The 21,643-nt window shown below is 67.7% G+C and carries 24 protein-coding genes; 14 read left to right on the top strand and 10 right to left on the bottom strand.

From position 1 onward, the window contains the following. Positions 1 to 157: 157 nt before the first annotated feature. Positions 158 to 1,639, top strand: coding sequence for a sensor domain-containing protein (locus tag ACJH71_RS06200; protein ID WP_406757129.1), 1,482 nt, complete (start codon positions 158 to 160; stop codon positions 1,637 to 1,639). A 16-nt stretch (positions 1,640 to 1,655) separates the two neighbouring features. Here the strand turns inward: ACJH71_RS06200 and ACJH71_RS06195 are convergent, their stop codons facing one another. Then, a complete protein-coding gene (locus ACJH71_RS06195) occupies positions 1,656 to 2,894 on the bottom strand; it encodes an alpha-hydroxy acid oxidase (RefSeq protein ID WP_406757128.1) in 1,239 nt (412 codons plus the stop codon). Between the two features lie 48 nt (positions 2,895 to 2,942). Between ACJH71_RS06195 and ACJH71_RS06190 the strand changes: the two genes are divergently transcribed. Further along, a complete protein-coding gene (locus ACJH71_RS06190) occupies positions 2,943 to 3,413 on the top strand; it encodes a DUF1810 domain-containing protein (protein WP_406757127.1) in 471 nt (156 codons plus the stop codon). Positions 3,414 to 3,425: 12 nt separating this feature from the next. On the opposite strand, the gene ACJH71_RS06185 is transcribed toward ACJH71_RS06190, so the two are convergent. The 3 genes from ACJH71_RS06185 to ACJH71_RS06175 all read right to left on the bottom strand — a co-directional run bounded on the left by ACJH71_RS06185 (position 3,426) and on the right by ACJH71_RS06175 (position 5,171). Then, complete coding sequence (locus ACJH71_RS06185) at positions 3,426 to 3,908, bottom strand: deaminase (RefSeq protein ID WP_406757126.1); 483 nt, start codon at positions 3,906 to 3,908, stop codon at positions 3,426 to 3,428. A gap of 74 nt (positions 3,909 to 3,982) precedes the next feature. Beyond that, on the bottom strand, positions 3,983 to 4,519 hold the full coding sequence (locus tag ACJH71_RS06180; RefSeq protein ID WP_046285444.1) for a carboxymuconolactone decarboxylase family protein: 537 nt from the start codon (positions 4,517 to 4,519) through the stop codon (positions 3,983 to 3,985). Positions 4,520 to 4,583: 64 nt separating this feature from the next. Beyond that, positions 4,584 to 5,171 carry a peroxiredoxin gene (locus tag ACJH71_RS06175; RefSeq protein ID WP_308486719.1) on the bottom strand — a complete coding sequence of 196 codons (588 nt, stop codon included), beginning with the start codon at positions 5,169 to 5,171 and terminating at the stop codon, positions 4,584 to 4,586. 119 nt (positions 5,172 to 5,290) lie between these two features. Here ACJH71_RS06175 and ACJH71_RS06170 point away from each other — a divergent pair, with 119 nt between their 5' ends. After that, a complete protein-coding gene (locus tag ACJH71_RS06170) occupies positions 5,291 to 6,223 on the top strand; it encodes a hydrogen peroxide-inducible genes activator (RefSeq protein WP_406757125.1) in 933 nt (310 codons plus the stop codon). A 46-nt stretch (positions 6,224 to 6,269) separates the two neighbouring features. Continuing rightward, positions 6,270 to 7,034 carry an enoyl-CoA hydratase/isomerase family protein gene (locus ACJH71_RS06165; protein ID WP_406757124.1) on the top strand — a complete coding sequence of 255 codons (765 nt, stop codon included), beginning with the start codon at positions 6,270 to 6,272 and terminating at the stop codon, positions 7,032 to 7,034. Here the strand turns inward: ACJH71_RS06165 and ACJH71_RS06160 are convergent. Further along, the gene (locus ACJH71_RS06160; RefSeq protein ID WP_308486722.1) at positions 7,026 to 7,262 is read right to left on the bottom strand and encodes a bacterioferritin-associated ferredoxin; all 237 of its coding nucleotides are present in this window, start codon (positions 7,260 to 7,262) and stop codon (positions 7,026 to 7,028) included. The two genes, ACJH71_RS06165 and ACJH71_RS06160, sit on opposite strands and share 9 nt — an antisense overlap. Positions 7,263 to 7,271: 9 nt before the next feature. Further along, positions 7,272 to 7,976 (bottom strand): fatty-acid--CoA ligase, encoded by a 705-nt coding sequence (locus ACJH71_RS06155; RefSeq protein WP_406757123.1) that lies wholly within the window; start codon positions 7,974 to 7,976, stop codon positions 7,272 to 7,274. Between the two features lie 236 nt (positions 7,977 to 8,212). On the opposite strand from ACJH71_RS06155, the gene bfr reads away from it, so the two are divergent. The 3 genes from bfr to ACJH71_RS06140 are packed head-to-tail and all read left to right on the top strand — an operon-like array spanning position 8,213 to position 11,317. Next, the gene (bfr, locus tag ACJH71_RS06150) at positions 8,213 to 8,692 is read left to right on the top strand and encodes a bacterioferritin (RefSeq protein ID WP_046285450.1); all 480 of its coding nucleotides are present in this window, start codon (positions 8,213 to 8,215) and stop codon (positions 8,690 to 8,692) included. A 57-nt stretch (positions 8,693 to 8,749) separates the two neighbouring features. After that, positions 8,750 to 10,795 carry an MDR family MFS transporter gene (locus ACJH71_RS06145; RefSeq protein ID WP_406757122.1) on the top strand — a complete coding sequence of 682 codons (2,046 nt, stop codon included), beginning with the start codon at positions 8,750 to 8,752 and terminating at the stop codon, positions 10,793 to 10,795. Positions 10,796 to 10,822: 27 nt separating this feature from the next. Then, complete coding sequence (locus ACJH71_RS06140; RefSeq protein ID WP_406757121.1) at positions 10,823 to 11,317, top strand: carboxymuconolactone decarboxylase family protein; 495 nt, start codon at positions 10,823 to 10,825, stop codon at positions 11,315 to 11,317. A 7-nt stretch (positions 11,318 to 11,324) separates the two neighbouring features. Here ACJH71_RS06140 and ACJH71_RS06135 read toward each other — a convergent pair whose 3' ends face one another. After that, positions 11,325 to 11,774: a nuclear transport factor 2 family protein gene (locus ACJH71_RS06135; protein ID WP_406757120.1), complete on the bottom strand. Its 450-nt coding sequence runs from the start codon at positions 11,772 to 11,774 to the stop codon at positions 11,325 to 11,327. Positions 11,775 to 12,079: 305 nt separating this feature from the next. On the opposite strand from ACJH71_RS06135, the gene ACJH71_RS06130 reads away from it, so the two are divergent. Then, a complete protein-coding gene (locus tag ACJH71_RS06130; protein ID WP_406757272.1) occupies positions 12,080 to 13,843 on the top strand; it encodes a CocE/NonD family hydrolase in 1,764 nt (587 codons plus the stop codon). 4 nt (positions 13,844 to 13,847) lie between these two features. Here the strand turns inward: ACJH71_RS06130 and ACJH71_RS06125 are convergent, their stop codons facing one another. Both ACJH71_RS06125 and ACJH71_RS06120 read right to left on the bottom strand, forming a co-directional pair. Then, positions 13,848 to 14,324: an SRPBCC family protein gene (locus ACJH71_RS06125; protein WP_406757119.1), complete on the bottom strand. Its 477-nt coding sequence runs from the start codon at positions 14,322 to 14,324 to the stop codon at positions 13,848 to 13,850. A 106-nt stretch (positions 14,325 to 14,430) separates the two neighbouring features. Then, positions 14,431 to 15,414, bottom strand: a complete 984-nt coding sequence (locus tag ACJH71_RS06120) for an esterase family protein (protein WP_406757118.1) — start codon at positions 15,412 to 15,414, stop codon at positions 14,431 to 14,433. A 347-nt stretch (positions 15,415 to 15,761) separates the two neighbouring features. Between ACJH71_RS06120 and ACJH71_RS06115 the strand changes: the two genes are divergently transcribed. Continuing rightward, positions 15,762 to 16,868, top strand: coding sequence for a hypothetical protein (locus tag ACJH71_RS06115; protein ID WP_406757117.1), 1,107 nt, complete (start codon positions 15,762 to 15,764; stop codon positions 16,866 to 16,868). 1 nt (position 16,869) lies between these two features. On the opposite strand, the gene ACJH71_RS06110 is transcribed toward ACJH71_RS06115, so the two are convergent. Then, on the bottom strand, positions 16,870 to 17,424 hold the full coding sequence (locus tag ACJH71_RS06110) for a YceI family protein (protein WP_406757116.1): 555 nt from the start codon (positions 17,422 to 17,424) through the stop codon (positions 16,870 to 16,872). Positions 17,425 to 17,549: 125 nt separating this feature from the next. Between ACJH71_RS06110 and ACJH71_RS06105 the strand changes: the two genes are divergently transcribed. From ACJH71_RS06105 to ACJH71_RS06085, 5 genes are all read left to right on the top strand, one after another. Further along, positions 17,550 to 17,972, top strand: coding sequence for a hypothetical protein (locus ACJH71_RS06105; RefSeq protein WP_406757115.1), 423 nt, complete (start codon positions 17,550 to 17,552; stop codon positions 17,970 to 17,972). Between the two features lie 15 nt (positions 17,973 to 17,987). Next, a complete protein-coding gene (gene gnd, locus ACJH71_RS06100) occupies positions 17,988 to 19,085 on the top strand; it encodes a phosphogluconate dehydrogenase (NAD(+)-dependent, decarboxylating) (RefSeq protein WP_406757271.1) in 1,098 nt (365 codons plus the stop codon). A 119-nt stretch (positions 19,086 to 19,204) separates the two neighbouring features. After that, positions 19,205 to 20,164, top strand: coding sequence for a DUF4129 domain-containing protein (locus ACJH71_RS06095; RefSeq protein ID WP_406757114.1), 960 nt, complete (start codon positions 19,205 to 19,207; stop codon positions 20,162 to 20,164). Further along, positions 20,161 to 20,649 (top strand): hypothetical protein, encoded by a 489-nt coding sequence (locus ACJH71_RS06090; protein ID WP_406757113.1) that lies wholly within the window; start codon positions 20,161 to 20,163, stop codon positions 20,647 to 20,649. Before ACJH71_RS06095 ends, ACJH71_RS06090 begins: the two co-directional genes overlap by 4 nt. Beyond that, positions 20,646 to 21,629, top strand: coding sequence for an AAA family ATPase (locus ACJH71_RS06085; protein ID WP_406757112.1), 984 nt, complete (start codon positions 20,646 to 20,648; stop codon positions 21,627 to 21,629). Before ACJH71_RS06090 ends, ACJH71_RS06085 begins: the two co-directional genes overlap by 4 nt. The last annotated feature ends 14 nt before the right edge of the window (positions 21,630 to 21,643 follow it).

Below are 21,643 nucleotides of genomic sequence, written 5' to 3'. Positions count from 1 at the left end.
CCCGCGCTTTCTTTGCTGGGCCTGCTCGGCCCATCGCAAAAGCGCTCTGTTCTCTCGTACACTAACCCGGACGCAGGACGACCGATGTCGGCCTTCAGTCTGACAAACTGGAGAGCAATTCGGTCCGCTTCTGCGCATGCCGGCCCTGGAGAGGATCATGCTGTTTGTCAGTTACGCCAGCCAGGATCGCGCGTTGGTCGATCCGCTGGTTTCCGTCTTGCGCAGCGCTGACCAGCAGGTGTGGCTGGACGAAGAGCTGGGTGGCGGCGAGGCGTGGTGGCAGACGATCCTGGACCGAATTCGGTGCTGCTCGGTGTTCGTCGTCGCGTTGTCCAACAATTCGCTACGGTCCAAGCCCTGTCAGGCCGAGCTCGCCTATGCACGAGCGTTGCAACGGCCGGTTCTGCCGGTCCAGATCGGCCCGGTCGACAGTGTGCGTGTCACCCCACTGGCCGCGACCCAGATTATCGACTACCGAATCCGTGACGGCGCCGCCCATGCCCGGTTGGTCGCCGCCCTGCAGAGCCTGTCGCGCCGCGCGGTACCGCTGCCCGCACAGTTGCCCGAAGAACCGATGGTGCCCTTCGCCTACCTGATGCGGCTCTCCTCGGAGTTGTCGGGATCCGAGCTGAGCTACCACAAGCAGGGTGAACTCGTCCTAGAACTTCGATCCCGACTCGATGAGGACTGCCACGACCCCACCGTGCGCAACGACATCGTTCAGCTGCTGTGCCGGTTGCGCGACCGGCCGGACGTCACCGTGCGTACCCGCGCCGATGTCGACGCCGTCCTGGCCGCTAACGATCCGAGCTTCACCGCCGCCACCGTCGGCATGCCGGTCGCCGCGGTGACCGGCCCGCGACCGGTGCTCAGCCGGCCGGACACCGGAGGTTTTGCTGCCGGTGCACACGGCACGGATCCCGGCGGGGCCGGCGAACGACATCGAGGACGGCCGGCAAAGAAGCTACTGGTGGCCGGCGCCGTGGTGGCGGTGGCGGCTGCGGGTGCGCTGGCGTTCGGACTCACCCGCACTTCGCCGGATGCCCCCACGCCGAACCTGGCCGCTGATGATGACGTACAGGCCGTGATGGCCACCCCCGCGATGGAGACCGTGCAGGCCGACCTCGAGTCGCTGAAGCCGGCCGGATCGATAGCGGCGTCACAGCCGGAATGCCTGGGTGTTCTCTACCCGGGCCTGGACGAGACCTACCGGAACAGCCAGGTCCAGCGGGCGGCGTGGAAGGTGCTGGAAGAGCCGGGCGGCCTGCAACGCGCCGGGGTCAACGGCCGGCCGTTCGTGGACCAGGACATTGTGGCCTTCGCCCCGAACTCCGGGCAGGCCGTGGCGTTCGTCGAGCAGTCGGTGGCGAAGTGGCGGGGCTGTGTGGGCCAGACGGTCACCGTGACCTATCCCGACCACAACACCTACACCTGGACCATCGGGGACGAGGCGGGTGATCCACCGCGGATCTCCCAGACCTACACCCTGGGTTCCGAGGACTACGGCTGCCAGCGGGTGCTTAATGCGGTGGCGGACACGGTGATCGACGTCAAGGCCTGCGGTGCGCATATCACCGACGAGGCGAGTGTGCTCACCGACATGATCGCCGCCTTGGTGACGCGGGCGCCGGCCTTCTGAGGGCGAGACGCGGCGACTACCGACGGGGCATCAGTCGCTGCAGCTGGGTGACATGCTGCGGCGACAGCTCGGCCAGTTCGCTGACCCCGAGCAACCGCATGGTGCGCCGGATCTGTTCGGCGAGGATGTCGATCACGCGGTCCACCCCGGCCTGTCCACCGGCCATCAGCCCGTAGAGGTACGCCCGCCCGATCAGGGTGCAGCGGGCGCCCAGCGCGATCGCGGCGACGATGTCGGCGCCGGACATGATGCCGGTGTCCAGCAGGATCTCGGTATCGCGTCCAACTTCGCGCGCCACCTCGGGCAGCAGCCAAAACGGTATAGGCGCCCGGTCGAGCTGGCGGCCACCGTGGTTGGACAACACGATGCCGTCCACACCGAGCTCGACCACGGCGCGCGCGTCGGCGACGCTCTGGATGCCTTTGACCACGAATCGGCCCGGCCATTGGGACTTGACCCAGGCCAGGTCGTCGAAGGTCAGGCTCGGGTCGAACATGGTGTCCATGTACTGCGCGACGGTGCCCGACCATCGGTCCAGTGACGCGAAGGACAACGGTTCTGTGGTGAGCAGGTCGAACCACCACGCCGGATGGACGGCGGCATCGGCGACCGTGCGCAGCGTCAGCGCCGGCGGAATGGACATGCCGTTACGGGAGTCGCGCCGCCGCGCCCCGGCGACCGGGCAGTCGACGGTCGCCAGCAGGGTGTCGTAGCCGGCGTCGGCGGCGCGGCGCAGCAGCGCCATCGACCGGTCGCGGTCGTGCCACATGTACAGCTGAAACCAGCGGCGGGCGCCGGGGGCGGCCGCCGCGACGTCTTCGATCGAGGCGGTCCCCAGGGTCGACAGGGAGAACGGGATGCCGGCGGCTTCGGCGGCGCGGGCGCCGGCCAGCTCTCCCGCGGTGTGCATCAGCCGGGTGAAGCCAGTCGGTGCGATCGCGAATGGCAACGCCACCGGAGCGCCGAGCACCTCGCGGCTGGTGTCGACGCTGGAGACGTCGCGCAGGATGGCCGGATGAAACTCGATGTCCCGGAATGCCTGTCGGGCTCGTTCCAGTGAGATCTCGTCCTCGGCGGCGCCGTCGGTGTAGTCGAAGGCGGCTCGGGGAGTGCGACGCTTGGCGAGCAGGCGAAGGTCCTCGACGGTCAGGGCCGTCTCAAGACGCCGCGCCGTGCGGTTCAATCGTGGCCTGCGGAAACGGATCAGTGGCGCAAGTTCACCGATCCTGGGAACGCGCCGCCTGATCGTCGACATCGCTGACTCCTTCCCTGCCGTACGTCGAACTGTGCCACGGTTGATGGCATGGCCGGAACTTCCGACCCCTTTGGGCTACAGCGTTTCGTCGACGCACAGGCCGGTGTGTACGACACCGTGGTGGCCGAGCTGCGCGCCGGCCGCAAGCGCAGCCACTGGATGTGGTTCGTCTTTCCGCAGCTCTCCGGCTTGGGGGCCAGCGCGATGGCCCAGCGTTACGGCATCGCGTCGCCCGCCGAGGCCCGCGCCTACCTGGCTCACGGCGTACTGGGACCGCGATTGCGGGAGTGCGTGGGCTTGGTCAACGCGGTGAGCGGCCGGTCCATCGAGGAGATTCTGGGCTGGCCCGACGACATCAAGCTGCGTTCGTCGATGACATTGTTCGGCCGGGCATGTGAGGGTGGCGGCCACACCGGCAACTGCTACTGCAGCGGCTTTCGTGCGGTGCTCGACCGCTTCTACGACGGGCAGGAGGACCCGGTGACACTGGACCGACTGGCGTGGCTTACCCGAGAGTGAGCGTGGTGCGCGTTACCGGCCTTGGTAGCGGGCCCTAAACAGCGCCTTCAGTTCTTCCTCGAATTCCGGCGCCGGCCCGTCAACCACTACGTGCGGGGCGACTGTGGTGATCGGCAGCGGCGCCACCGGGGCCGCCGGCACCTGCAGAGCGCGCAGCCATTCGGTCAGTTGCGCCGCCGACGACGCGTAGACGATCCGGCCCAGTCCGACCCAGGCGTGGGCCGCAGCGCACATCGCGCAATGTTCGCCGGAGGTGTAGACGGTGGTCGGAACACGTTGCGCCGGGCTGAGATTGGCCACCGCCCACTGGGCGATGGCGAACTCAGGGTGGCGGGTGGCATCGCCGTCACCGGCGCGGTTGCGGTCCTCGAAGAGCACCGTGCCGTCGGCGTCGACCAACAGTGAACCGAACGGATCGTCGCCGTGCGCCGCCGCCTCGCCGGCCAATTCGACGCAGCGGGCCAGGAAACCACGGTCGGCATCGCGGAGCGTCACAGGACAAAAGTCTACGGCGCGGGCCGGGTATCACCCGGCGCGCGCCGATAGGGACTTAGACCGCCTTGGAACGCCTAAGTAGCGGTGGGGTCGGCGCTGGCGGCGAAGACCGCCTGCGCCACCCCGGCCACGATCGAGGCGACCTTGAGGGCTTCCAGAACCGCCTCGCGGCCGACGCCCGCCTCCCGCACGACCTGCTCGTGGGAGGCAACGCACGCCTGGCAGCCGTTGATCGCCGAGACCGCGAAGCTCCACAACTCGAAGTTCGCCTTGTCGACCCCCGGGTTGCCGATGATGTTCATCCGCAACCCGGGCCTCAGGTCGTCGTAGCTGCCGTCCAGGAAGTGCCGACCACGGTAGAACACGTTGTTCATACCCATGATCGATGCGGCGCCCAGGGCGGCCTGATAGGCCTCCGCCGACAGGTTGTCGGCGGCCTCGGCCCCGATCTCGGCCAGCACCGTGGCGTTGCGAGTGGCCGCCGCAGTGGCCAGCAGGCTGCCCCAGAGCTGCTCCTCGTTCAGGACCGTGGTGCGGGCGATCGAACCCAGGTTGAGCTTGAGGTCCTTGGCGTACTCCGGAATCGCGTTCTTGAGGTTCTCAATACTCATTGGCGCTGTTCCTCCTCATCCTGGCGCTCGACATCACCGCGAGCGCGATTCATCCGGCTGCGATCTAGAGAGATTCCTTGAGCAGCTCGCCGACGTTCAGGGTCGCCTCGCCCTTCTTCCAGTTGCAGGCGCACAGCTCGTCGGACTGCAGGGCATCCAGCACCCGCAGCACCTCGTCCACGTTGCGGCCCACCGATCCCGCCGTCACCGAGACGAACTGAATCTCGTTGTTGGGGTCGACGATGAAGGTGGCCCGGTCGGCGACGCCGTCGGCGTTGAGCACGCCGGTGGCCTCGACCAGCTCGCGCTTGAGGTCGGCGAGCATCGGGAACGGCAGCGTCTTGAGGTCCGCGTGATCGAGGCGCCAGTTGTAGTGCACGAACTCGTTATCGGTCGACGCCCCGAGAACCTGCGCGTCGCGGTCGGCGAACTCGTCGTTCAGCTTGCCGAAGGCGGCGATCTCGGTGGGGCACACGAAGGTGAAGTCCTTGGGCCAGAAGAAGATGATCCGCCACTTGCCCTTGTGGTCGTCGCTGGTGATGGTGGTGAAGAAGTCCTCGGGACCCTTCGCGTCGATCTTGGTCAGATCGCCCGCGACCAGCGCGGTCAGACTGTAGGCCGGAAACTGGTCGCCGATGGTCAGCAGTGCCATGTCACTCCTCATGGTTTTGAGTTTTAAGGGTGTTCGGGGCGAGTCGATCGCCCGCAGGCTCCATCCTGCCTCATCTTGATTAAAAACGAAAGGTGATGCTTTGCACTATACTAATCGGCATGGCCGATACAAGTTATCATCCGACGCTGGCGGGGCTGCGGGCGTTCACCGCCGTCGCGGAGAAGCACCACTTCAGTCTCGCGGCGGCCGGCCTGGGCCTGAGCCAGTCAACACTGTCGCAGGCGTTGTCGTCGTTGGAAGCTGGCTTGGGCGTCCAACTGATCGAGCGCTCCACCCGGCGGGTCTTCCTGACCGCCGAGGGGCAGCAGTTGCTGCCGTACGCCCACGCAGTATTGGATGCGGCGGCGCAGTTTTCGGCGGCCGCCGCCGGGGTGGCCGACCCGCTGCAGGGGGCCATGCGGCTCGGGTTGATCCCGACGGTGGCGCCCTATGTGTTGCCCGCCGTGCTGGCCGGATTGTCCGATCAACTGCCGGACCTGAATCTGCGCGTGATCGAGGACCAGACCGAACGGCTGCTCACTGGGCTGCGGGAGGGCGCGGTCGACGCGGCCGTGATGGCGTTGCCGGCTGAGGTGGCCGGGCTGACCGAAATACCGATCTACGACGAGGATTTCGTGTTGGCATTGCCGCCCGGTCATGCGCTGGCCGGCAAGCGCCGGGTACCGCCGACCGCGCTGGCGGACCTACCGTTGCTGCTGCTCGACGAGGGCCACTGCCTGCGTGACCAGACGCTGGAGATCTGCCGTAACGCAGGAGTGCGGGCGGAGTTGGCCACCACCCGCGCCGCATCGCTGGCCACCGCGGTTCAGTGCGTCAACGGTGGGCTGGGGGTGACGTTGATTCCGCAGACCGCGGTGGCGGTCGAAGCGGAGCGCAACGGCCTGGCATTGGCCTATTTCGCGCCGCCCCAGCCCGGCCGGCGGATCGGGCTGGTGTTTCGCACCTCCAGTGGACGCGACGAGTCCTATCGGCGGCTGGCGGGCATCATCGGCCGCGTCGTCGCCGCGGGTCACCAGGTCGAGCTGGTCTGAGGAGCGTCGCGGTCTCGGGTCGGTGGGCGGCGTTTAGGCTGCACGAGTGATCTTGACGATCGAAGACCAGGACCGGGTTCGGACGCTGACGCTGAATCGCCCCGAGGCGCTCAACGCCTTCAACGAGGCGCTCTACGACGCCACGGCCGAGGCGCTGCTGGCCGCCGCGGACGACCCAGAGGTCGCGGTGGTGCTGATCACCGGGGCGGGGCGGGCGTTCAGCGCCGGTACCGACCTGGCCGAGATGCAGGCCATGGTGACCGACCCGGGCTTCGTGCCCGGAAAGCACGGATTCCGCGGTCTCATCACCGCGCTGGGGCGTTTCCCGAAGCCGCTGATCTGCGCGGTCAACGGTCTGGGCCTGGGGATCGGAACGACGATCCTGGGCTTTGCCGACCTGGCGTTCATGTCTTCGACGGCCAGGCTGAAATGTCCGTTCACCAGCCTGGGGGTGGCCCCGGAGGCGGCCTCGTCCTATCTGCTTCCGCAGTTGATGGGGCGGCAGAACGCGGCCTGGCTGTTGATGTCCTCGGAGTGGATCACCGCCGACGAGGCGCTGCGGATGGGCTTGGTCTTCGCGGTCTGCGAGCCCGACGGGCTCCTGGGCGAGGCTCGTCGGCATGCGGAGGTTCTTGCGTCCCGGCCGATTTCCAGCCTGATGGCGGTCAAGAGCGCGATGGTCGAGCCGACCCGGGCCGAGACCCTGGCTGCGGTCGAGCGGGAGAACGCGTTCTTCGCCGAACTCTTGGGTGGTCAGGCCAACGCCGACGCGCTGGCCGAGTTCACCGGCCGGCGAGGCGAATCAGTGTGATCCGACGGGGCTGATGTCCAGCGCGAGGCGCCGCAGTGCCCCGTTGTCGGCAGCGGTGGGCGTCGCGGCCAGCGTGGCCTCGATGATCCCGCGAACGGTGCAGCGGCACCGGCCGCAGTCGCCACCCGCACCGCACATCGCGGCAACCTCTTTCGACGTCGACGCCCCGGCGGCGACGGCATCGGACACCATCTGATTGGTGGCTCCGACACACAGGCATACGTACATGCGGTACCCCTACCGACCGTCGCCCACGGGCGCCATCAGATCGATCGAGGTGGCGAACTTCCCGACGAACGGCCGGGGGTAACCACCGATTCCGATGCCGGACATCCACTCCGCGGCGGTGTCCGGGTGGTCGATCCATCGCTGTGCGCTTGCCGCACTGTCGATTTCCAGCAGTGTCATCACCTCATGACCGTCGTCGACTGCTTGATATACCCACACTTTGCGCACTCCCGCGCCGGCGAACCGGTCCAACCCGGCGTGCACCTTGGCCATCAGGTCCGCGGGGTCGGCAATGGTGGCAACCGCGCCGACGATCACCTCCGAACCGTCCGGTTCGTGCGGCGCATCGCCGGACTGAGCCAAGCTGATCTTCTCGGTGACCTCGCCCGCGAAGATCGCGGGCAGATCGTTGACCCCGGAGCGGTCGAACCAGGCGAAGATCGCGGGGGAGCGCAGCAGCTCTTTGACCGATACCCGATGCCGCAGGCCGATCGTGACCAGCACCCGGTCCGGCTCGAACTCCGAGGTGTAGAGCACCGCATGGCGGGCGCCCAGATCCAGAAGCGGGGAATGATCCTGCTCGATCAGCGACCACGTCCGGCCCACGTCGTCGACGCGGTAGTCCAGCGCCAGCACCAGCGAATGCGGATCGTTGCGGTGCGAGAGACCGGCGCGCGAAATACCGACACGATTGTCGGGCGAAACCAGTCTCATATTAGTAGAGTCTAACCTAAGTAAGGCGCACCTTGCACGGGTCCGGTGACGTACGGCGATCCCACACTCGCCCGAAGACCCCGTTGCGGTGCGGCGATTCGACGCGCCGAGACGCGGGTAAACAGCCCACTGCGGGCGCTGGCCTGCATTAGATTGAATTTGGCGCGTTACGGCGATGATTAAAGCCCCGTCCGTCGCGGCCGGCATGCGAGGTTCTTCACATCAGAGGAGAGATCATGCAAGGCGACCCCGAGGTTCTCAAACTGCTCAACGAGCAGTTGACCAGTGAGCTCACCGCGATCAACCAGTACTTCCTGCACGCGAAGATGCAGGACAACTGGGGTTTCACCGAACTGGCCGGCCACACCCGCGAAGAGTCGATGGAGGAGATGCGCCACGCCGAGACGGTCACCGACCGGATTCTGGTGCTTGGCGGCCTGCCGAACTATCAGCGCATCGGGTCCCTGCGGATCGGGCAGACCCTGCGCGAACAGTTCGAGAGTGACCTGGCGCTGGAAATCGATGTGCTCAACCGGCTGCGGCCCGGGATCGTCATGTGCCGGGAGAAGCAGGACAGCACCACCGCCCAGATTCTGGAGACCATCCTCGCCGATGAGGAATCCCACATCGACCACCTGGAAACCCAACTGGAGCTGATGGACAAGCTCGGCGAGGCGTTGTACTCGGCGCAGTGCGTCTCCCGCCCGCCGTCGTGATCGACGCAGCGGAGCGCCGCTGTTGACCCCACCTCCGTCCCCGACGGGAAGGCGAGTATGACCGCATCGTCGCCGGTCGCCGACGATGTGCGACCTGCGCCGGTCAGTCCGCACCGCCGCAACCTGATCTTCACCGCGATCGTGTTCGGCATGCTGATGGCCGCCCTCGACCAGACCATCGTGGCGACCGCCTTGCCGACGATCGTCTCGGATCTGGGCAACGCCGGGCATCAGTCGTGGGTTGTCACCAGCTACCTGCTGACGTCGACGATCGCGACCATCCTGGCGGGCAAGCTCGGCGACCTGTTCGGCCGCAAGCGGGTGTTCCAGGCCGCCGTGTTGTGCTTCGTCGCCGGATCGGTGCTGTGCGGGTTGTCCGCCTCAATGGAGATGCTGGTCGGCGCCCGCGCGCTGCAGGGCATCGGCGGGGGTGCCGTGACCGTCACCGCCGCGGCACTCATCGGTGAAGTCATTCCGCTGCGTGATCGGGGCCGCTACCAGGGCATGTTGGGTGCGGTGTTCGGGGTCACCACCGTGATCGGCCCGCTGCTGGGCGGCTACGTCACCGACTACCTCACCTGGCGGTGGGCGTTCTGGATCAATCTGCCGATTTCGGTGGTGGTGTTGATCGTGGCCGGCGTGGCGATCCCGGCCTTGGCGGGCCGCTCCAAGCCCGTCATCGACTATGCCGGGATCGTGTTGATCGGTTTGGGCGCTACTGGATTGACGCTGGCCACCAGCTGGGGTGGCAGCCGCTATGCGTGGGGATCACCGGCGATCATCGGACTGTTCGGCGGGTCGGTGCTGGCACTGGCGCTGTTCGTCTGGGTGGAGAACCGGGCTGCGGCGCCCATCCTGCCGATCCGGCTGTTCGCCGACCCGGTGTTCGCGGTCTGCTGTGTGCTGGCGTTCGTCGTCGGCTTCGCGATGCTGGGTGCGCTGACCTTCCTGCCCACCTTCATGCAGTACGTCGACGGTGTTTCGGCGATCACCTCGGGTCTGCGCACCCTGCCGATGGTGGTGGGAATGTTGGTGACCTCCACCGGTAGCGGCGCCCTGGTGGGACGGACCGGCCGTTACAAGATCTTTCCGGTGGTCGGCACCGCCCTGATGACGATCGCGTTCGCGCTGATGTCGCAGATGGACGCCGCCACTCCCGCGCTGCTGCAATCGGTCTACCTGCTGATCCTGGGAGCCGGTATCGGGCTGTCGATGCAGGTTCTGGTGCTCGTCGTGCAGAACACCTCGAGTTTCGCCGACCTCGGGGTCACCACGTCCGGGGTCACGTTCTTCCGGACCATCGGCAGCTCCTTCGGCGCGGCCGTGTTCGGGTCGCTGTTCGTGAACTTCCTCGGCCACCGGCTGGGACCGGCGCTGAGCGGCGCCGGGCTGGCCGCGGGCGCGGCCGACTCACCCGAGGCGGTGCGTCGACTTTCGCCGCAGCAGGCGGAGCCGATCGTGGCGGCCTATGCCGATTCGCTGGGGCAGGTGTTCTTGTGCGCCGCGCCGGTCGCGCTGCTCGGGTTCGCGCTGGCCCTGTTCCTGCGCGAGGTTCCGCTCAAGGAGCTGCGCGACAGCGCGGTCGACCTGGGCGACGGGTTCGGCATGCCCACCAACGCGTCGTCGGACGATCTGCTGGAGAGCGCGATCGGGCGCCTGTTGCACAACGAACCGGGGATGCGGCTGCGCTCCATCGCACTGCGGCCGGACTGCCGGCTCGACGTCGCCGGGCTGTGGACGGTGCTGCGGATCTACCGGTACACGCAGGTGTTCCGGACCGCGCGGCTCAGCGACATCGGCAAGCGGCTACGGGTGCCCTACGAGATCCTCGAACCCACCGTCGATCGGCTGGTGGCTCAGGGCTATGTACTGCGCGAAGGCGATCACCTCGGTCTGACCCGGGCCGGTCTGCGCCAGGTCGGGTTCGTGTCCTCGCTGGTGCAGGACTGGGTGGTCGACAAACTCGCCCGTTCGCCCGGTTTCGAGGGCCGCCCGGATCGCGTCGAGGTTTCCGCCGCGCTGCAGCGGATCGCGCGCCGGGCCATCATCGATCCCGACGACGCGGGGGAGTCGGCGGAGTTCACCAGCACCGCCCACGGGTGACCGCAAAGACCGCTAGCATCGCTAAGTATGAGTCGAATCGGGACATTCGCCGCAGACGACGTGATGGGCTGGATGGTCAAATCGCCTGACCTGGCAGCGGGAATCGGCGGATTCAGCACAGCGGTCTACAACAAGGGCCGGTTGCCGATGCGTACGCGCGAGCTGGCCCGCATGGTGATCGCTTTCGACAACGAGTGCACGGTGTGCGTCAACACCCGTGACGCCGACGGCCCGGCGGCCGGGGTCGACGAGGAACTGTACGAGCACGTGTCGGAGTGGCGCACCTGGCCGGGCTACAGCCCGCAGGAGCGGCTTGCCGCCGAGTTCGCCCACCGCTTCGCCACCGACCACACCGGCCTGCGCGACGACGAGGACTTCTGGTCGCGCTGCGCCGAGCACCTCAGCGACGAACTGCTCGCCGACCTCGCGCTGTCGTGCGCGCTCTGGCTGGGGATGGGGCGGCTGCTGCGCACCCTGGACATCGGACAGGCCTGCTCGCTGACCCTGCCCAGCAGGGCTTGATCCGGACTCAGATCAGGCCGGTCGCGTCGAATATCCACGACATGTCGGCCTCGGCAAACTCTTCCAACCAGGTCGGCGGCGCGTGGGCCGTCAGGCCGGCCATGTCCCAATAGTCTTTCCACAGCGTGATCTTTCCGTCGATCACCTTGTGCACCGTGACGAAGCGCAGCAGCGCGGTCTCTCCGGTGGCCCACCTCCATGTCTCCGAGTGCTCGTAGAGCACGTCGGGGCCCTCGGCGACCAGCAGGCCGGAGTGGTTCTCGTATCCGGCCAGCGGCTCCAGACCGATCTTGAGGCGCTTGACGATGTCGTGTGGCCCACGGGCGGCCGCAGCCGGGCCCACCGGCATGTCGACATAGATGCAGTCTTGCGCCAGAAAGGGTTTCAGCCCCTCCCAGTCACGACGCGACAAGGCCTTCCACATCTCGGTGACGATGTGTTTGACGTCAGCCGGCATGCCGATGCCCCTTTCCGGCGAAGCACATGACACGCCGGAATATACGCCGGTGCTGGACAGGTGTCCGAGCGGGATGGGCGCGGTGTTTAGAGTCTGGTGCGGAGGTGGCCATGGCTGATCTGCGGATGGTGCGAAAAGTCGGATGGGTGCTGGCGGCAGCCGCTGCGGCGGGGGCAGCCGGTGTCGTGGCGGGTAAGTTGCGCGCCCCTAGGACCCGCAAGGCGAACCCTTCGCCGCTGAGCCCGGAGTGGACCGCACCGCCCGCGCGCTACGGCGTCGGGATCAAGCGCAATGTCGCTGTGCCGATGAGCGACGGTGTCGTACTGCGCGCCAACATCCACTACCCGACGATTCCCGAGACCGGCGCACCCGCCGAAGGACCGTTCCCGGTGCTGCTGTCGGTGACCCCCTACGGCAAGTTGGCGCCGCCACCGGCGGCTCAGATCGGTGGCGGTCCCTCGCCGCATCTGATCAAGCGGGGCTACATCGAGGTGATGGTCGACGTCCGTGGCACCGGCGCATCCGGCGGCTCGTTCGAGATGTTCGGCCCGGACCAGACGCGGGACGGCGTCGAGCTGGTCACCTGGGCCTCGACGCTGCCCAACGCCAATGGCCGGGTCGGCATGTTCGGCATCTCCTACTTGGCCATCAATCAGCTGTTCACCGCGGCTGCGGTGGGACCGGACTCTCCGCTCAAGGCGATTTTCCCGGTGATGGCCGCCAACGACTTCTATCGGGATGCCGCTGCCATGGGCGGGGTATCGCACCTGCGGACGGTGCGCGCCTACGGCTCGATCTACGCGTTGCTCAACGTGATCAACCCGGCGCTGGAGTTCCTCACCCCCGGAGCGCATTCGCGGCCCCGGGCCGGCGGGCTGGCGGCGGTGCGCCAGCGCGGCAAAGACCAGCGCGGCTACTTCGGGCCATTGATCGCCGAGGCGGGCGCCGGCGGCGACGCCGCCTACGACGGCCCGTTCTGGGATGACATGCGGCCGGACTTAGTGCTGCCCGAGATCGCCGCCAACAACGTGGCTGTCTTCCTCACAGGTGGCTGGCATGACGCGTTTCAGCGCGGCGCGCCGCTGAACTACGCGGCGCTACAGAACGCATACACCGGCCGCCCCGCGAATGCGCCGATGCAGCCCGGACAACCGCTGACCGATCGAGTCAAACTGATGATGGGGCCGTGGTACCACGTCTCGGACTACGACGGTCTGCACCTGCTGGACCTGCAGCTGCGCTGGTTCGACCATTGGCTGAAAGACGATGCAGCCGCTGCCATTTCGGGATCGCCGTTCACCTTTCAGCCGATCGGCGACCGCCGCTGGTACCACACCCGCGAATACCCGATTCCCGCGGCGACACCGACCCGGCTCTACCTGTCGCACGCCGGCCGCTTGACTGTCGACGCCCAGCAGGAACAAAGCCTGGCCGCGTTGCCGTACCGCTCCCACGGTCCGGTATCCGGGCGCAGCCTCGAACAGTGGTCGTTGGGGCTGAACAGTTTCGCCACCACTGCGGCCGGTGGCCGTACCCGCCATGACCAGGACAACCGGCGGGTGCAACGCGGAGCGCTGACCTACACCACCGAGGCGTTCGACTCGCCGACGTTGATCGCCGGACCGATCACCCTGCGCGTGCAGGCGAGCGCCGACACCACCGAGACGCTGTGGGTCGCGCACCTCGACGACGTCGCGCCCGAGGGGGTCAACCGCCCGCTGACCCTGGGCGCCTTGCTCGGCTCGCACCGTGAGTTGGATCCGGACCGTACCTGGTACCTGCCGGATGGCACCGTGCTGCGCCCGCATCACATCAGCACCCGCGCTGCGGTGCGACCGGTGGAACCGGGGGAGTTGACCGGCTACGACATCGAGATCTTCCCGACCGCGGCGCTGATCGCGCCAGGACACCGGTTGCGACTGACGTTGACCACCTACGATTTTCCGCACCTGGTACCGACGGCGTCCACCCGCCGGGCGCTGGCTGGCGGGCTGTACCAGGTGCATCAGGGCGGTCCCACCCCGTCGTTCCTGCTGCTGCCGCTGGCCGACCCGGACAGCCTGGACTGAGCCGTTAGGGCTGCGCCGGCCCTTCCGCGACGTCGCGGACGCGCTCCAGGGTGCGCCGCATGTCGCGAATGTTGTTGCGCTGCCGCAGAAAACCGCCAAACACGTAGTAGTACACGGTGGTGAGGAAGGACTTGGCCAGCTGGAACGATTCGGTGACGTCGGTGCCATCCCCAGCGGGGGTGAGCTCGTAGCGCCACCGGTTCACCGCGCGGTCACCGGCGAGCACCGCGAAGCCGAATACCCGGTTCGGTTCGCACTCGGTAACCCGGCACGTGGTCCAGTACACCGGCCCGATCCCATTGCGCCGGACATGCCCACGGAATCGTGCGCCCACCGCGGGTCCATCGGCGCCGTCGAGCCATTCGGCCTCGAAGGTCTCCGGAGAAAACTTCCCGATGTTGCGAACGTCGGCCACCAGATCCCAGATCCGCTCGGCCGGGGCCGCCATATGAACTGTCGCCGAACCCTGCATGTTCGCCATCCAACCACGTCGGCGACGCCACGGTAACCCATCGGCGGCAAAGCACTGGGCCCCATCCGGAATCGGATGGGGCCCAGTGGCAAGACCGCTGCGGGTCGGTGCAGGCTTAGCTGCCGCCGCCGCTGGCGCCCAGGTGACTCTGCAGGTCCGGCTTCATGGCCTGCAGCTGCTGGCCCCAGTACTCCCAGCTGTGGGTGCCGTAGTCCGGGAAGTTGAACACCGCGTTGTTGCCACCGGCCGCGGTGTAGAGCTCCTGGAACTTCTTGTTCTGACCGATCATGAAGTTGCCCTCGAGGAACGTCGCGGGGATGTTGTCGCCGCCCAACTCGTTCGGACGACCGTTACCGCAGTAGACCCACAGGCGGGTGTTGTTGGCCACCAGCTTGCCGACGTTGACGGTCGGGTCGTTGCGCAACCAGGCCGGGTCGTCGTCCGGGCCCCACATGTCTTCCTTCTTGTAGCCGCCGGCGTCACCCATGGCCAGACCGATCCAGCTCTTGCCATCCGAGGGGTTGATGTAACCCGACAGCGAGCCGGCGTAGGTGAACTGGTTGGGGTGGTAGATGGCCAGGGTCAGTGCCGACGCGCCGGCCATCGACAGGCCGACCGCGGCGTTGCGGCTCTGGCTCACGCCGTACTCCGAGGCCAGGTAGGACGGCAGCTCGCTGGTGAGGAAGGTCTCCCACTTGTAGGTGGAGCAGCCCGCCTTGCCGCAAGCCGGCTTGTACCAGTCGCTGTAGAAGCTGGACTGGCCGCCGACCGGCATGATCACCGAGATACCCGACTGGTAGTACCACTCGAATGCCGGGGTGTTGATGTCCCAGCCGTTGTAATCGTCCTGGGCCCGCATGCCGTCGAGCAGGTAGAGGCCGGGGGAGCCCGAGCCGCCGGGCTGGAACTGGACCTTGATGTCACGGCCCATACCTGCCGAAGGCACCTGCAGATACTCGACCGGCAGACCAGGCCGGGAGAACGCCGATGCGGTTGCCTCGCTACCTGTCAGGCCGATCAGGCCCGGCAGCGCTGCGGCAGCTACCGCGCCGACCAAAAGTCGGCGTGCCCAGCGCAATCCCTTGCTCACGTCTGTCATTCCTGCCCCTTGTCGTCTTGCTGTGGAACGTTCAATCTCTCGATCGCGACGCCACGCGCGCCACCACTTCGGCATCGGCCCTTACATGCAGCAACGGCCGCAATTTGCAAGTCACGCGGCCGTCTAGGGATCCGACTCGCATATAGCATACCCGATTTTCGCTTCGGACCCGGTTAGGACAAGCCGGACGACACGCGTAGGCTCCCCTCCGGTAAGCCGACAAGACCACACAGTCCTGAGCTGTCCCCGGTCCGTTCCGGCGCCCTGCCGATCCCGTTGACGGGCCCGGTGAAGGCCCCGAGCAGACGCGGTGACATCGCAGATCAGGACGATTGGGGCGCGCGATTTTGGACACCGTACTGGGGCTGGCGATCACGCCGTCGACCATCGGCTGGGTCATGGCTGACGCCGGGGGCTCGGGCTGCCCGACGGTTATCGGTGAAGAAATAAGTGTCGCGGCCGGCGACGCCGGAGTCGACGCGGTGGATCTTGCGGCCCAGGCGTCAGCGGTGGCGGCCGGGGTCCGCACCATGCTGGCCTCGCGCAGCGAGCGATTGCACGGCGTGGCGGTGACCTGGAGCGATGAAGCCGCAGTCGGGGCTGCACTGCTGCTCGAGTCGCTGGCGGACGCGGACTTCGAACACGTGGTTCCGGTGCGCTACAGCCAGGCCGCCGCATCGCTGGCCGGCGGAATCGGCCCGCGACACGCACGGGCCGCGGTATGTGTCGTCGAATCGGGTGTGGCCACCCTGGTCCTGCCCGACCACCCCGAATCGGGGGAACCGATCGTCACGGCGTGTCCGATCAGCGCCGTCGACGATGTGCCCGGCTGGCTGGGCAACACCTTGGCCTCGGGCGATCAGCGGCCGGAAGTGCTCATGGTGGCCGGATCGCTGCGGGGCATGGACCGGCTCGGGCGCCGGTTGGAGTCCGCGCTGTCGATGCCGGTCTTCGTCCAGGGCGGAGCGTTTCAGGCCCTGGCGCGCGGGGCGGCCCAGACGCTGGCGCCGCACGCCGAATTGACCTCGGCACCGCTGGAGGCGCCTGCGGCCGGCTTGGAGACCGGAAACGCCGGTCGGCGCCGGGTGCGGTCGCTGTCCTACGCCGCAGCCCTGCTGATGTTGGGGGCGGGAGCGGTGACACTGGTGGCGTCGGTGGCCGCCGCGTTGAGCCTGCAGCTCGGCCCCGGCCGGGCTGACCCGGATGTGCCGCGACCGCAGCACGCGACCGTGGCGCGCGTCGCCGTGCCCGCCGCACCACCGGCGGCCGCCCCGGCCCTGCCGCCACCTGCCGCGCCGGCGCCCCCGACCGAGACCTCGGAGGAGCCGCCCGCGGAGTTCGGTTCGCTGTGGGACGCACCGTCTGACCCGGACCTGCAGGAATCGTCGCCGGATGGCGTCCCATCATTGCGGGAACGCATCCGGGACCACATTTTCGGCCTACCCGGCCGCTGAGTCAGGCACCGCCGGAGGCGTCGGCCGGGATTGCCCCCGAAAAGGACACCGTCACCTCGTCGGCGACCTGCATCGCTCCCATGAGCATCGAATAGCGCCGCACACCGAAGTCGCTGTGGAGCACCCGGCTGTCGCCGCTCACCTGTCGGTCGCCGGTCACCCGAACCTCCAGGACGTGCGGCTTGCGCCGGCCGTGGATCTCCAGCTCGCCGGTCAGCCGATACCCGTCGTCGGTCGGGGCGATGTCGCTGGACCCGAACCGGATCAGCCGATGCTTCTTGCTGTCGAGGCATTTGAGCGCATTGCTGCGGATCAGCGTCTTCTCCGGCGCGGTCAGCGGTGTCATTCCGCCGTCACCCTGCAACACCCGCAGCGAATCCACTTCGACGGCCAGCTCGACCGCCGCCGGCCGGTCGCCGGACCATGACACGGTTGCTTCCCAGCGCTCCATCACGATGGTGAGCCGATGGCCCATCTTTGCCGCTCGCCCCGCCACATCGGTGCGGACCAGTAGCTGGCCGTGCGATGCGTCGAGCTGCCACTGCTTTCCGGTCACCCGCGGCACTTTAGCGGGCCCGGCCCGCGGGGTTTCGGCGGATTCGCGATGGCGTGCGACCACCACCCGTTAGGCTCTGACGCGTCGCCGATGGGTGGCCTGGATCGACAGACTGAGGGCGAAGAATGATTCGTGAACTAGCTGCAGCTGCTTTCATCGCGGGAGCCGCGAGTGCCGTCGCTATCAGCGCCGCGCCGGATGCCGCTGCCTACCCCGGCGACGTGCCGGGCATGGTCGATGGCCAGCGCCAGGGCGACGCCTGCTTCAGCTGGGAGCGCTTTACCTATGGCCACGGCCCCAACGGCCAAGCGCTGGCATGCCACTTCATCGCCAACCAGTTCCCGGCCAAGGACACCGGTTTCTGGCAGATCTCCTACCCGCTCTACGGGGTGCAGGAGATCGGTTCGCCGTGCCCCAATCCGCAGTCGGCCGCGCAATCACCCGACGGGCTGCCGCTGCTGTGCCTGGGCGCGCGGGGCTGGCAGCCCGGTATCTACACCGGAGGCATCGGCCCCTACTTCCCGCCTGGGATCGCCCAGGTCGGGTAAGCGCACCCGGCGCATCTGCCGGTCAGGCTCTGTCCAGACTGGTGCGTTAGCTTCGAGCGGAGGACGGCCGCTCACGGTAAGGAGCAACGCAGCATGCAACTGGGGATGATCGGACTGGGCCGAATGGGCGCCAATCTCGTTCGGCGCATGGTCGACGGCGGTCACGAATGCGTCGTCTACGACCACAACGCCGACGCGGTCAGCGCATTGGCCACCGAGGCCAACACCACCGGAGTGTCGTCGTTGGCCGAGCTCGCGGCGCAGCTTTCCGCTCCGCGGGTGGTGTGGGTGATGGTGCCCGCCGGTGCCATCACCACGAGCGTCATCGAAGAACTTGCCGGCACACTGGCGGCCGGCGACATCGTGATCGACGGCGGAAACTCCTACTATCGCGACGACATCGCGCACGCAAAGATCTTGGCTGACAAGGGCATTCATCTGCTCGATTGCGGTACCAGCGGCGGGGTGTGGGGCCGCGAACGGGGCTACTGCCTGATGGTCGGTGGGGACCGGCCGGCGTTCGACCACGTCGAGCCGATCTTCGCGACCGTGGCGCCGGGGGTGGACGCGGCCCCTCGCACTCCGGGGCGCGAGGGTGAGATCGCGCAAGCCGAAAAGGGCTATCTGTACTGCGGCCCGTCGGGGGCCGGACACTTCGTGAAGATGGTGCACAACGGCATCGAGTACGGAATGATGGCCTCGATCGCCGAGGGGCTGAACATCTTGCACCACGCCAACATCGGCAAGCAGGATCAACAGGGTGATGCCGAAACCGCGCCGTTGAGCAATCCGGAGTTCTATCGGTACGACATCGACATCGAGCAGGTCACCGAGGTCTGGCGGCGGGGCAGTGTGATCGGTTCCTGGCTGCTGGATCTGACTGCCAGTGCGTTGCAGAAGTCACCGCAATTGGAGGAATTCGCCGGTCGGGTCTCTGATTCCGGCGAAGGCCGGTGGACTGTCATCGCCGCCATCGATGAGGGCGTACCCGCGCCGGTGCTCACCACCGCGTTGTACGCGCGATTCGCCTCGCGCCAGTTGTTCGAGTTCGGCGCGAAGGTGCTCTCGGCCATGCGCAAGCAGTTCGGCGGGCACGACGAGAAGTCCGAGTGACCGGACCGGTCTGAACCGACACCGGGTCTTTCCGGCGAGTTGTCCTCGGCGCGATCCTGGCCGCTGCCAGCCCGCGCATGCCAGTATGGGGAATGCCGCGGCCACGGCGGGAAACCCAGATGACTGGTGTTCCGGTGAAAGCCGGTAGCGACAGCACGACCGTGCGGGTGATCGCCCCGATCGTGCTGTTGCTCGTGGCCGGTGCCGCGACGCGCGGTTACCTGCCCGGCGCGCCGCCCGAGCCGCGCCGAGCGACTGCCGCAAGCACGGTCGAACCGATCGTGATGGCGGTCTTGCTGGCGGTGTCGGGCACCATCATCGCGGTCGCTGTCGTGCACCGGGCCCGTCATCACCGTGCGCGGGTCGGCAGCATCGGCCAGCTGTCGTCAACCGCCGGAGCGAGCCGCGGTCCGGTCTGGCGATCGGTGCTGATCGTGCTGGCGGCGCTGGCGTTATGGCTGCTGACGGTCCTGGTGCTGGCGAAGTTCGGCGCCGGGCTCCGTATCGAGCTCCCGGCCGAGGTTCCCGGCACGGGTGAGACGCCGCCGGGCACATCGGGAGCACCGGCCCCGCCGTCGCCGGCGGTGCCCGGCGGGCCGGCCAGTGGCATGTCCGGTTACCTGCTGGCCGTTGCCACCCTGCTGCTGGCGGTGATCGTCACGGTGATCGTCGCCGCACGCGCCCGGCGACCCGATCCCGCACCGCCCGTGACCCCTGGGATTCCGCCGACGGCGGACGTATCGAGCGCCGATGAGAACCTGGCGCGGGCAGCGGAACTCGGCCTGGCCCGGATCGTCGATCGCAGCCGCGAGCCGCGGGCCGCGATCATCGCCTGCTACGCGGTGATGGAACAACACCTCGGCACGGTTCCTGATATCGCGCCGCGCGCCTTCGACACACCTACCGAAGTGCTGGCGCGGGCCGTGGAACACCATGCCCTGCCGGCGCACAACGCGACCCGGCTGGTGGAGCTGTTCACCGAGGCACGCTTCAGCGTCCACCTGATGACCGAGCGCGATCGTGCTGACGCGGTTGCAGCGCTGCGGCTGGTTCTCGACGAACTGCGAACTCCACGATGAAAACGCTTGCTCTGCAAGGCATCATCTTGATCACCGGCGCTGAGCTGGTGACGCTGATGATCCACCAGCGGCAATTTCTACTCTGGGCGGCGGGCGTTGCCGTCGCACTGCCGGCAGTGGGGATCCGGCGCCTGCTGACCACGGGCGGCGCGGGACCTCCCGCCGCCCCGGCGGCCACCGATGAGCCCGGTGAGGCGTTGCACCGGTGGCTGTCGGGTACCGAAGCGCGGATCCGCTGGTCGGAATCGACCAGGGCCGACTGGGACAGGCGTTGGCGGCCGATCCTGGCGCGTCGGTTCGAGGTCTCCACCGGGCAGGGCAGGACGAAGGATCCCGCGGCATTCGGTGCCACCGGGGCGCTACTGTTCGGCGACCAGCTGTGGCAGTGGGTGGATCCGGGCAATGTCGCGCCGACCGGAGTCAGTGGGCCCGGCCCGGGACGCGCTGTGCTGGAAGAGATCCTGTGCCGCCTGGAGCAACGATGAGCACCGGGCTGTCCGGCGCTGCGGCCACCACCGGGGAACGCTGCACCGCGGTGCTCGACGAGATCGAACGGGCCGTGGTGGGTAAGCGATCCGCGCTCACCCTCATTTTGACCACGGTGCTCGCCGGCGGTCATGTGCTCATCGAGGACTTGCCGGGCCTGGGCAAGACGTTGATCGCACGGTCGTTCGCGGCCGCGCTCGGACTGGACTTCATCAGGGTGCAGTTCACCCCCGACCTGCTGCCCGCCGACCTACTCGGTACCACGATCTACGACATGTCCTCGGCCCGCTTCGAGTTCCGGCGCGGGCCGATCTTCACCAACCTGGTGTTGGCCGACGAGATCAACCGGACACCACCCAAAACCCAGGCGGCCCTACTGGAGGCGATGGCCGAAGGCCAGGTCAGCATCGACGGCAACACACATCGGTTGCCGTCGCCGTTCATCGTGCTGGCCACCGACAACCCGATCGAATACGAGGGCACCTACCCGCTGCCGGAGGCCCAACTGGACCGGTTCGCGATCAGGCTGCGGCTGGGTTACCTCTCGGAGCAGGGGGAGGCGGCCATGCTGCGCCGGCGCCTGGACCGCGGTGCCGCCTTGCCGACGGTGCGCAAGGTGGTCGACGCCGACGACCTGGTGGCGATGCGCGAATCGGTGGAACAGGTCAGCGTGCACGACGACGTGCTGCGCTACGTGGTGGCGCTGGCGACCGGGACCCGGCGTCATCCGCAGGTGGCCGTGGGCGCCAGCCCGCGGTCGGAACTCGACCTGGTTCAGCTCGCCCGGGCCCGCGCCCTGCTGCTCGGCCGCGACTACGTGATCCCTGAGGACGTCAAGGCGCTGGCCACCTCGGCGATCGCCCATCGGATCACGCTGAGGCCGGAGATGTGGGTACGGCGCGTCCAGGGCTCCGATGTGGTGGAGGAGCTGCTGCGGCGGCTGCCGGTGCCGCGAACTCCGGAGGCGACGCCGACGTGACGCATGCCTCCGAC

Source organism: Mycobacterium sp. SMC-15 (genome assembly GCF_045310925.1).
Classification (GTDB): domain Bacteria; phylum Actinomycetota; class Actinomycetes; order Mycobacteriales; family Mycobacteriaceae; genus Mycobacterium.
This window is presented reverse-complemented; position numbering and strand designations above follow the sequence as displayed.

What these genes read in the sequence shown, in the direction of transcription:
- ACJH71_RS06180 (WP_046285444.1), bottom strand. Translation starts at nt 4,519, where the DNA reads ATGAGTATTGAGAACCTCAAGAACGCGATTCCGGAGTACGCCAAGGAC.
- ACJH71_RS06200 (WP_406757129.1), top strand. Translation starts at nt 158, where the DNA reads ATGCTGTTTGTCAGTTACGCCAGCCAGGATCGCGCGTTGGTCGATCCG.
- ACJH71_RS06195 (WP_406757128.1), bottom strand. Translation starts at nt 2,894, where the DNA reads ATGTCGACGATCAGGCGGCGCGTTCCCAGGATCGGTGAACTTGCGCCA.
- ACJH71_RS06090 (WP_406757113.1), top strand. Translation starts at nt 20,161, where the DNA reads ATGAAAACGCTTGCTCTGCAAGGCATCATCTTGATCACCGGCGCTGAG.
- ACJH71_RS06125 (WP_406757119.1), bottom strand. Translation starts at nt 14,324, where the DNA reads ATGGCGAACATGCAGGGTTCGGCGACAGTTCATATGGCGGCCCCGGCC.
- ACJH71_RS06170 (WP_406757125.1), top strand. Translation starts at nt 5,291, where the DNA reads ATGGCCGATACAAGTTATCATCCGACGCTGGCGGGGCTGCGGGCGTTC.
- ACJH71_RS06135 (WP_406757120.1), bottom strand. Translation starts at nt 11,774, where the DNA reads ATGCCGGCTGACGTCAAACACATCGTCACCGAGATGTGGAAGGCCTTG.
- ACJH71_RS06120 (WP_406757118.1), bottom strand. Translation starts at nt 15,414, where the DNA reads ATGACAGACGTGAGCAAGGGATTGCGCTGGGCACGCCGACTTTTGGTC.
- bfr (WP_046285450.1), top strand. Translation starts at nt 8,213, where the DNA reads ATGCAAGGCGACCCCGAGGTTCTCAAACTGCTCAACGAGCAGTTGACC.
- ACJH71_RS06095 (WP_406757114.1), top strand. Translation starts at nt 19,205, where the DNA reads ATGACTGGTGTTCCGGTGAAAGCCGGTAGCGACAGCACGACCGTGCGG.
- ACJH71_RS06130 (WP_406757272.1), top strand. Translation starts at nt 12,080, where the DNA reads ATGAGCGACGGTGTCGTACTGCGCGCCAACATCCACTACCCGACGATT.
- ACJH71_RS06105 (WP_406757115.1), top strand. Translation starts at nt 17,550, where the DNA reads ATGATTCGTGAACTAGCTGCAGCTGCTTTCATCGCGGGAGCCGCGAGT.
- ACJH71_RS06155 (WP_406757123.1), bottom strand. Translation starts at nt 7,976, where the DNA reads ATGAGACTGGTTTCGCCCGACAATCGTGTCGGTATTTCGCGCGCCGGT.
- ACJH71_RS06190 (WP_406757127.1), top strand. Translation starts at nt 2,943, where the DNA reads ATGGCCGGAACTTCCGACCCCTTTGGGCTACAGCGTTTCGTCGACGCA.
- ACJH71_RS06175 (WP_308486719.1), bottom strand. Translation starts at nt 5,171, where the DNA reads ATGGCACTGCTGACCATCGGCGACCAGTTTCCGGCCTACAGTCTGACC.
- ACJH71_RS06140 (WP_406757121.1), top strand. Translation starts at nt 10,823, where the DNA reads ATGAGTCGAATCGGGACATTCGCCGCAGACGACGTGATGGGCTGGATG.
- ACJH71_RS06160 (WP_308486722.1), bottom strand. Translation starts at nt 7,262, where the DNA reads ATGTACGTATGCCTGTGTGTCGGAGCCACCAATCAGATGGTGTCCGAT.
- ACJH71_RS06085 (WP_406757112.1), top strand. Translation starts at nt 20,646, where the DNA reads ATGAGCACCGGGCTGTCCGGCGCTGCGGCCACCACCGGGGAACGCTGC.
- ACJH71_RS06145 (WP_406757122.1), top strand. Translation starts at nt 8,750, where the DNA reads ATGACCGCATCGTCGCCGGTCGCCGACGATGTGCGACCTGCGCCGGTC.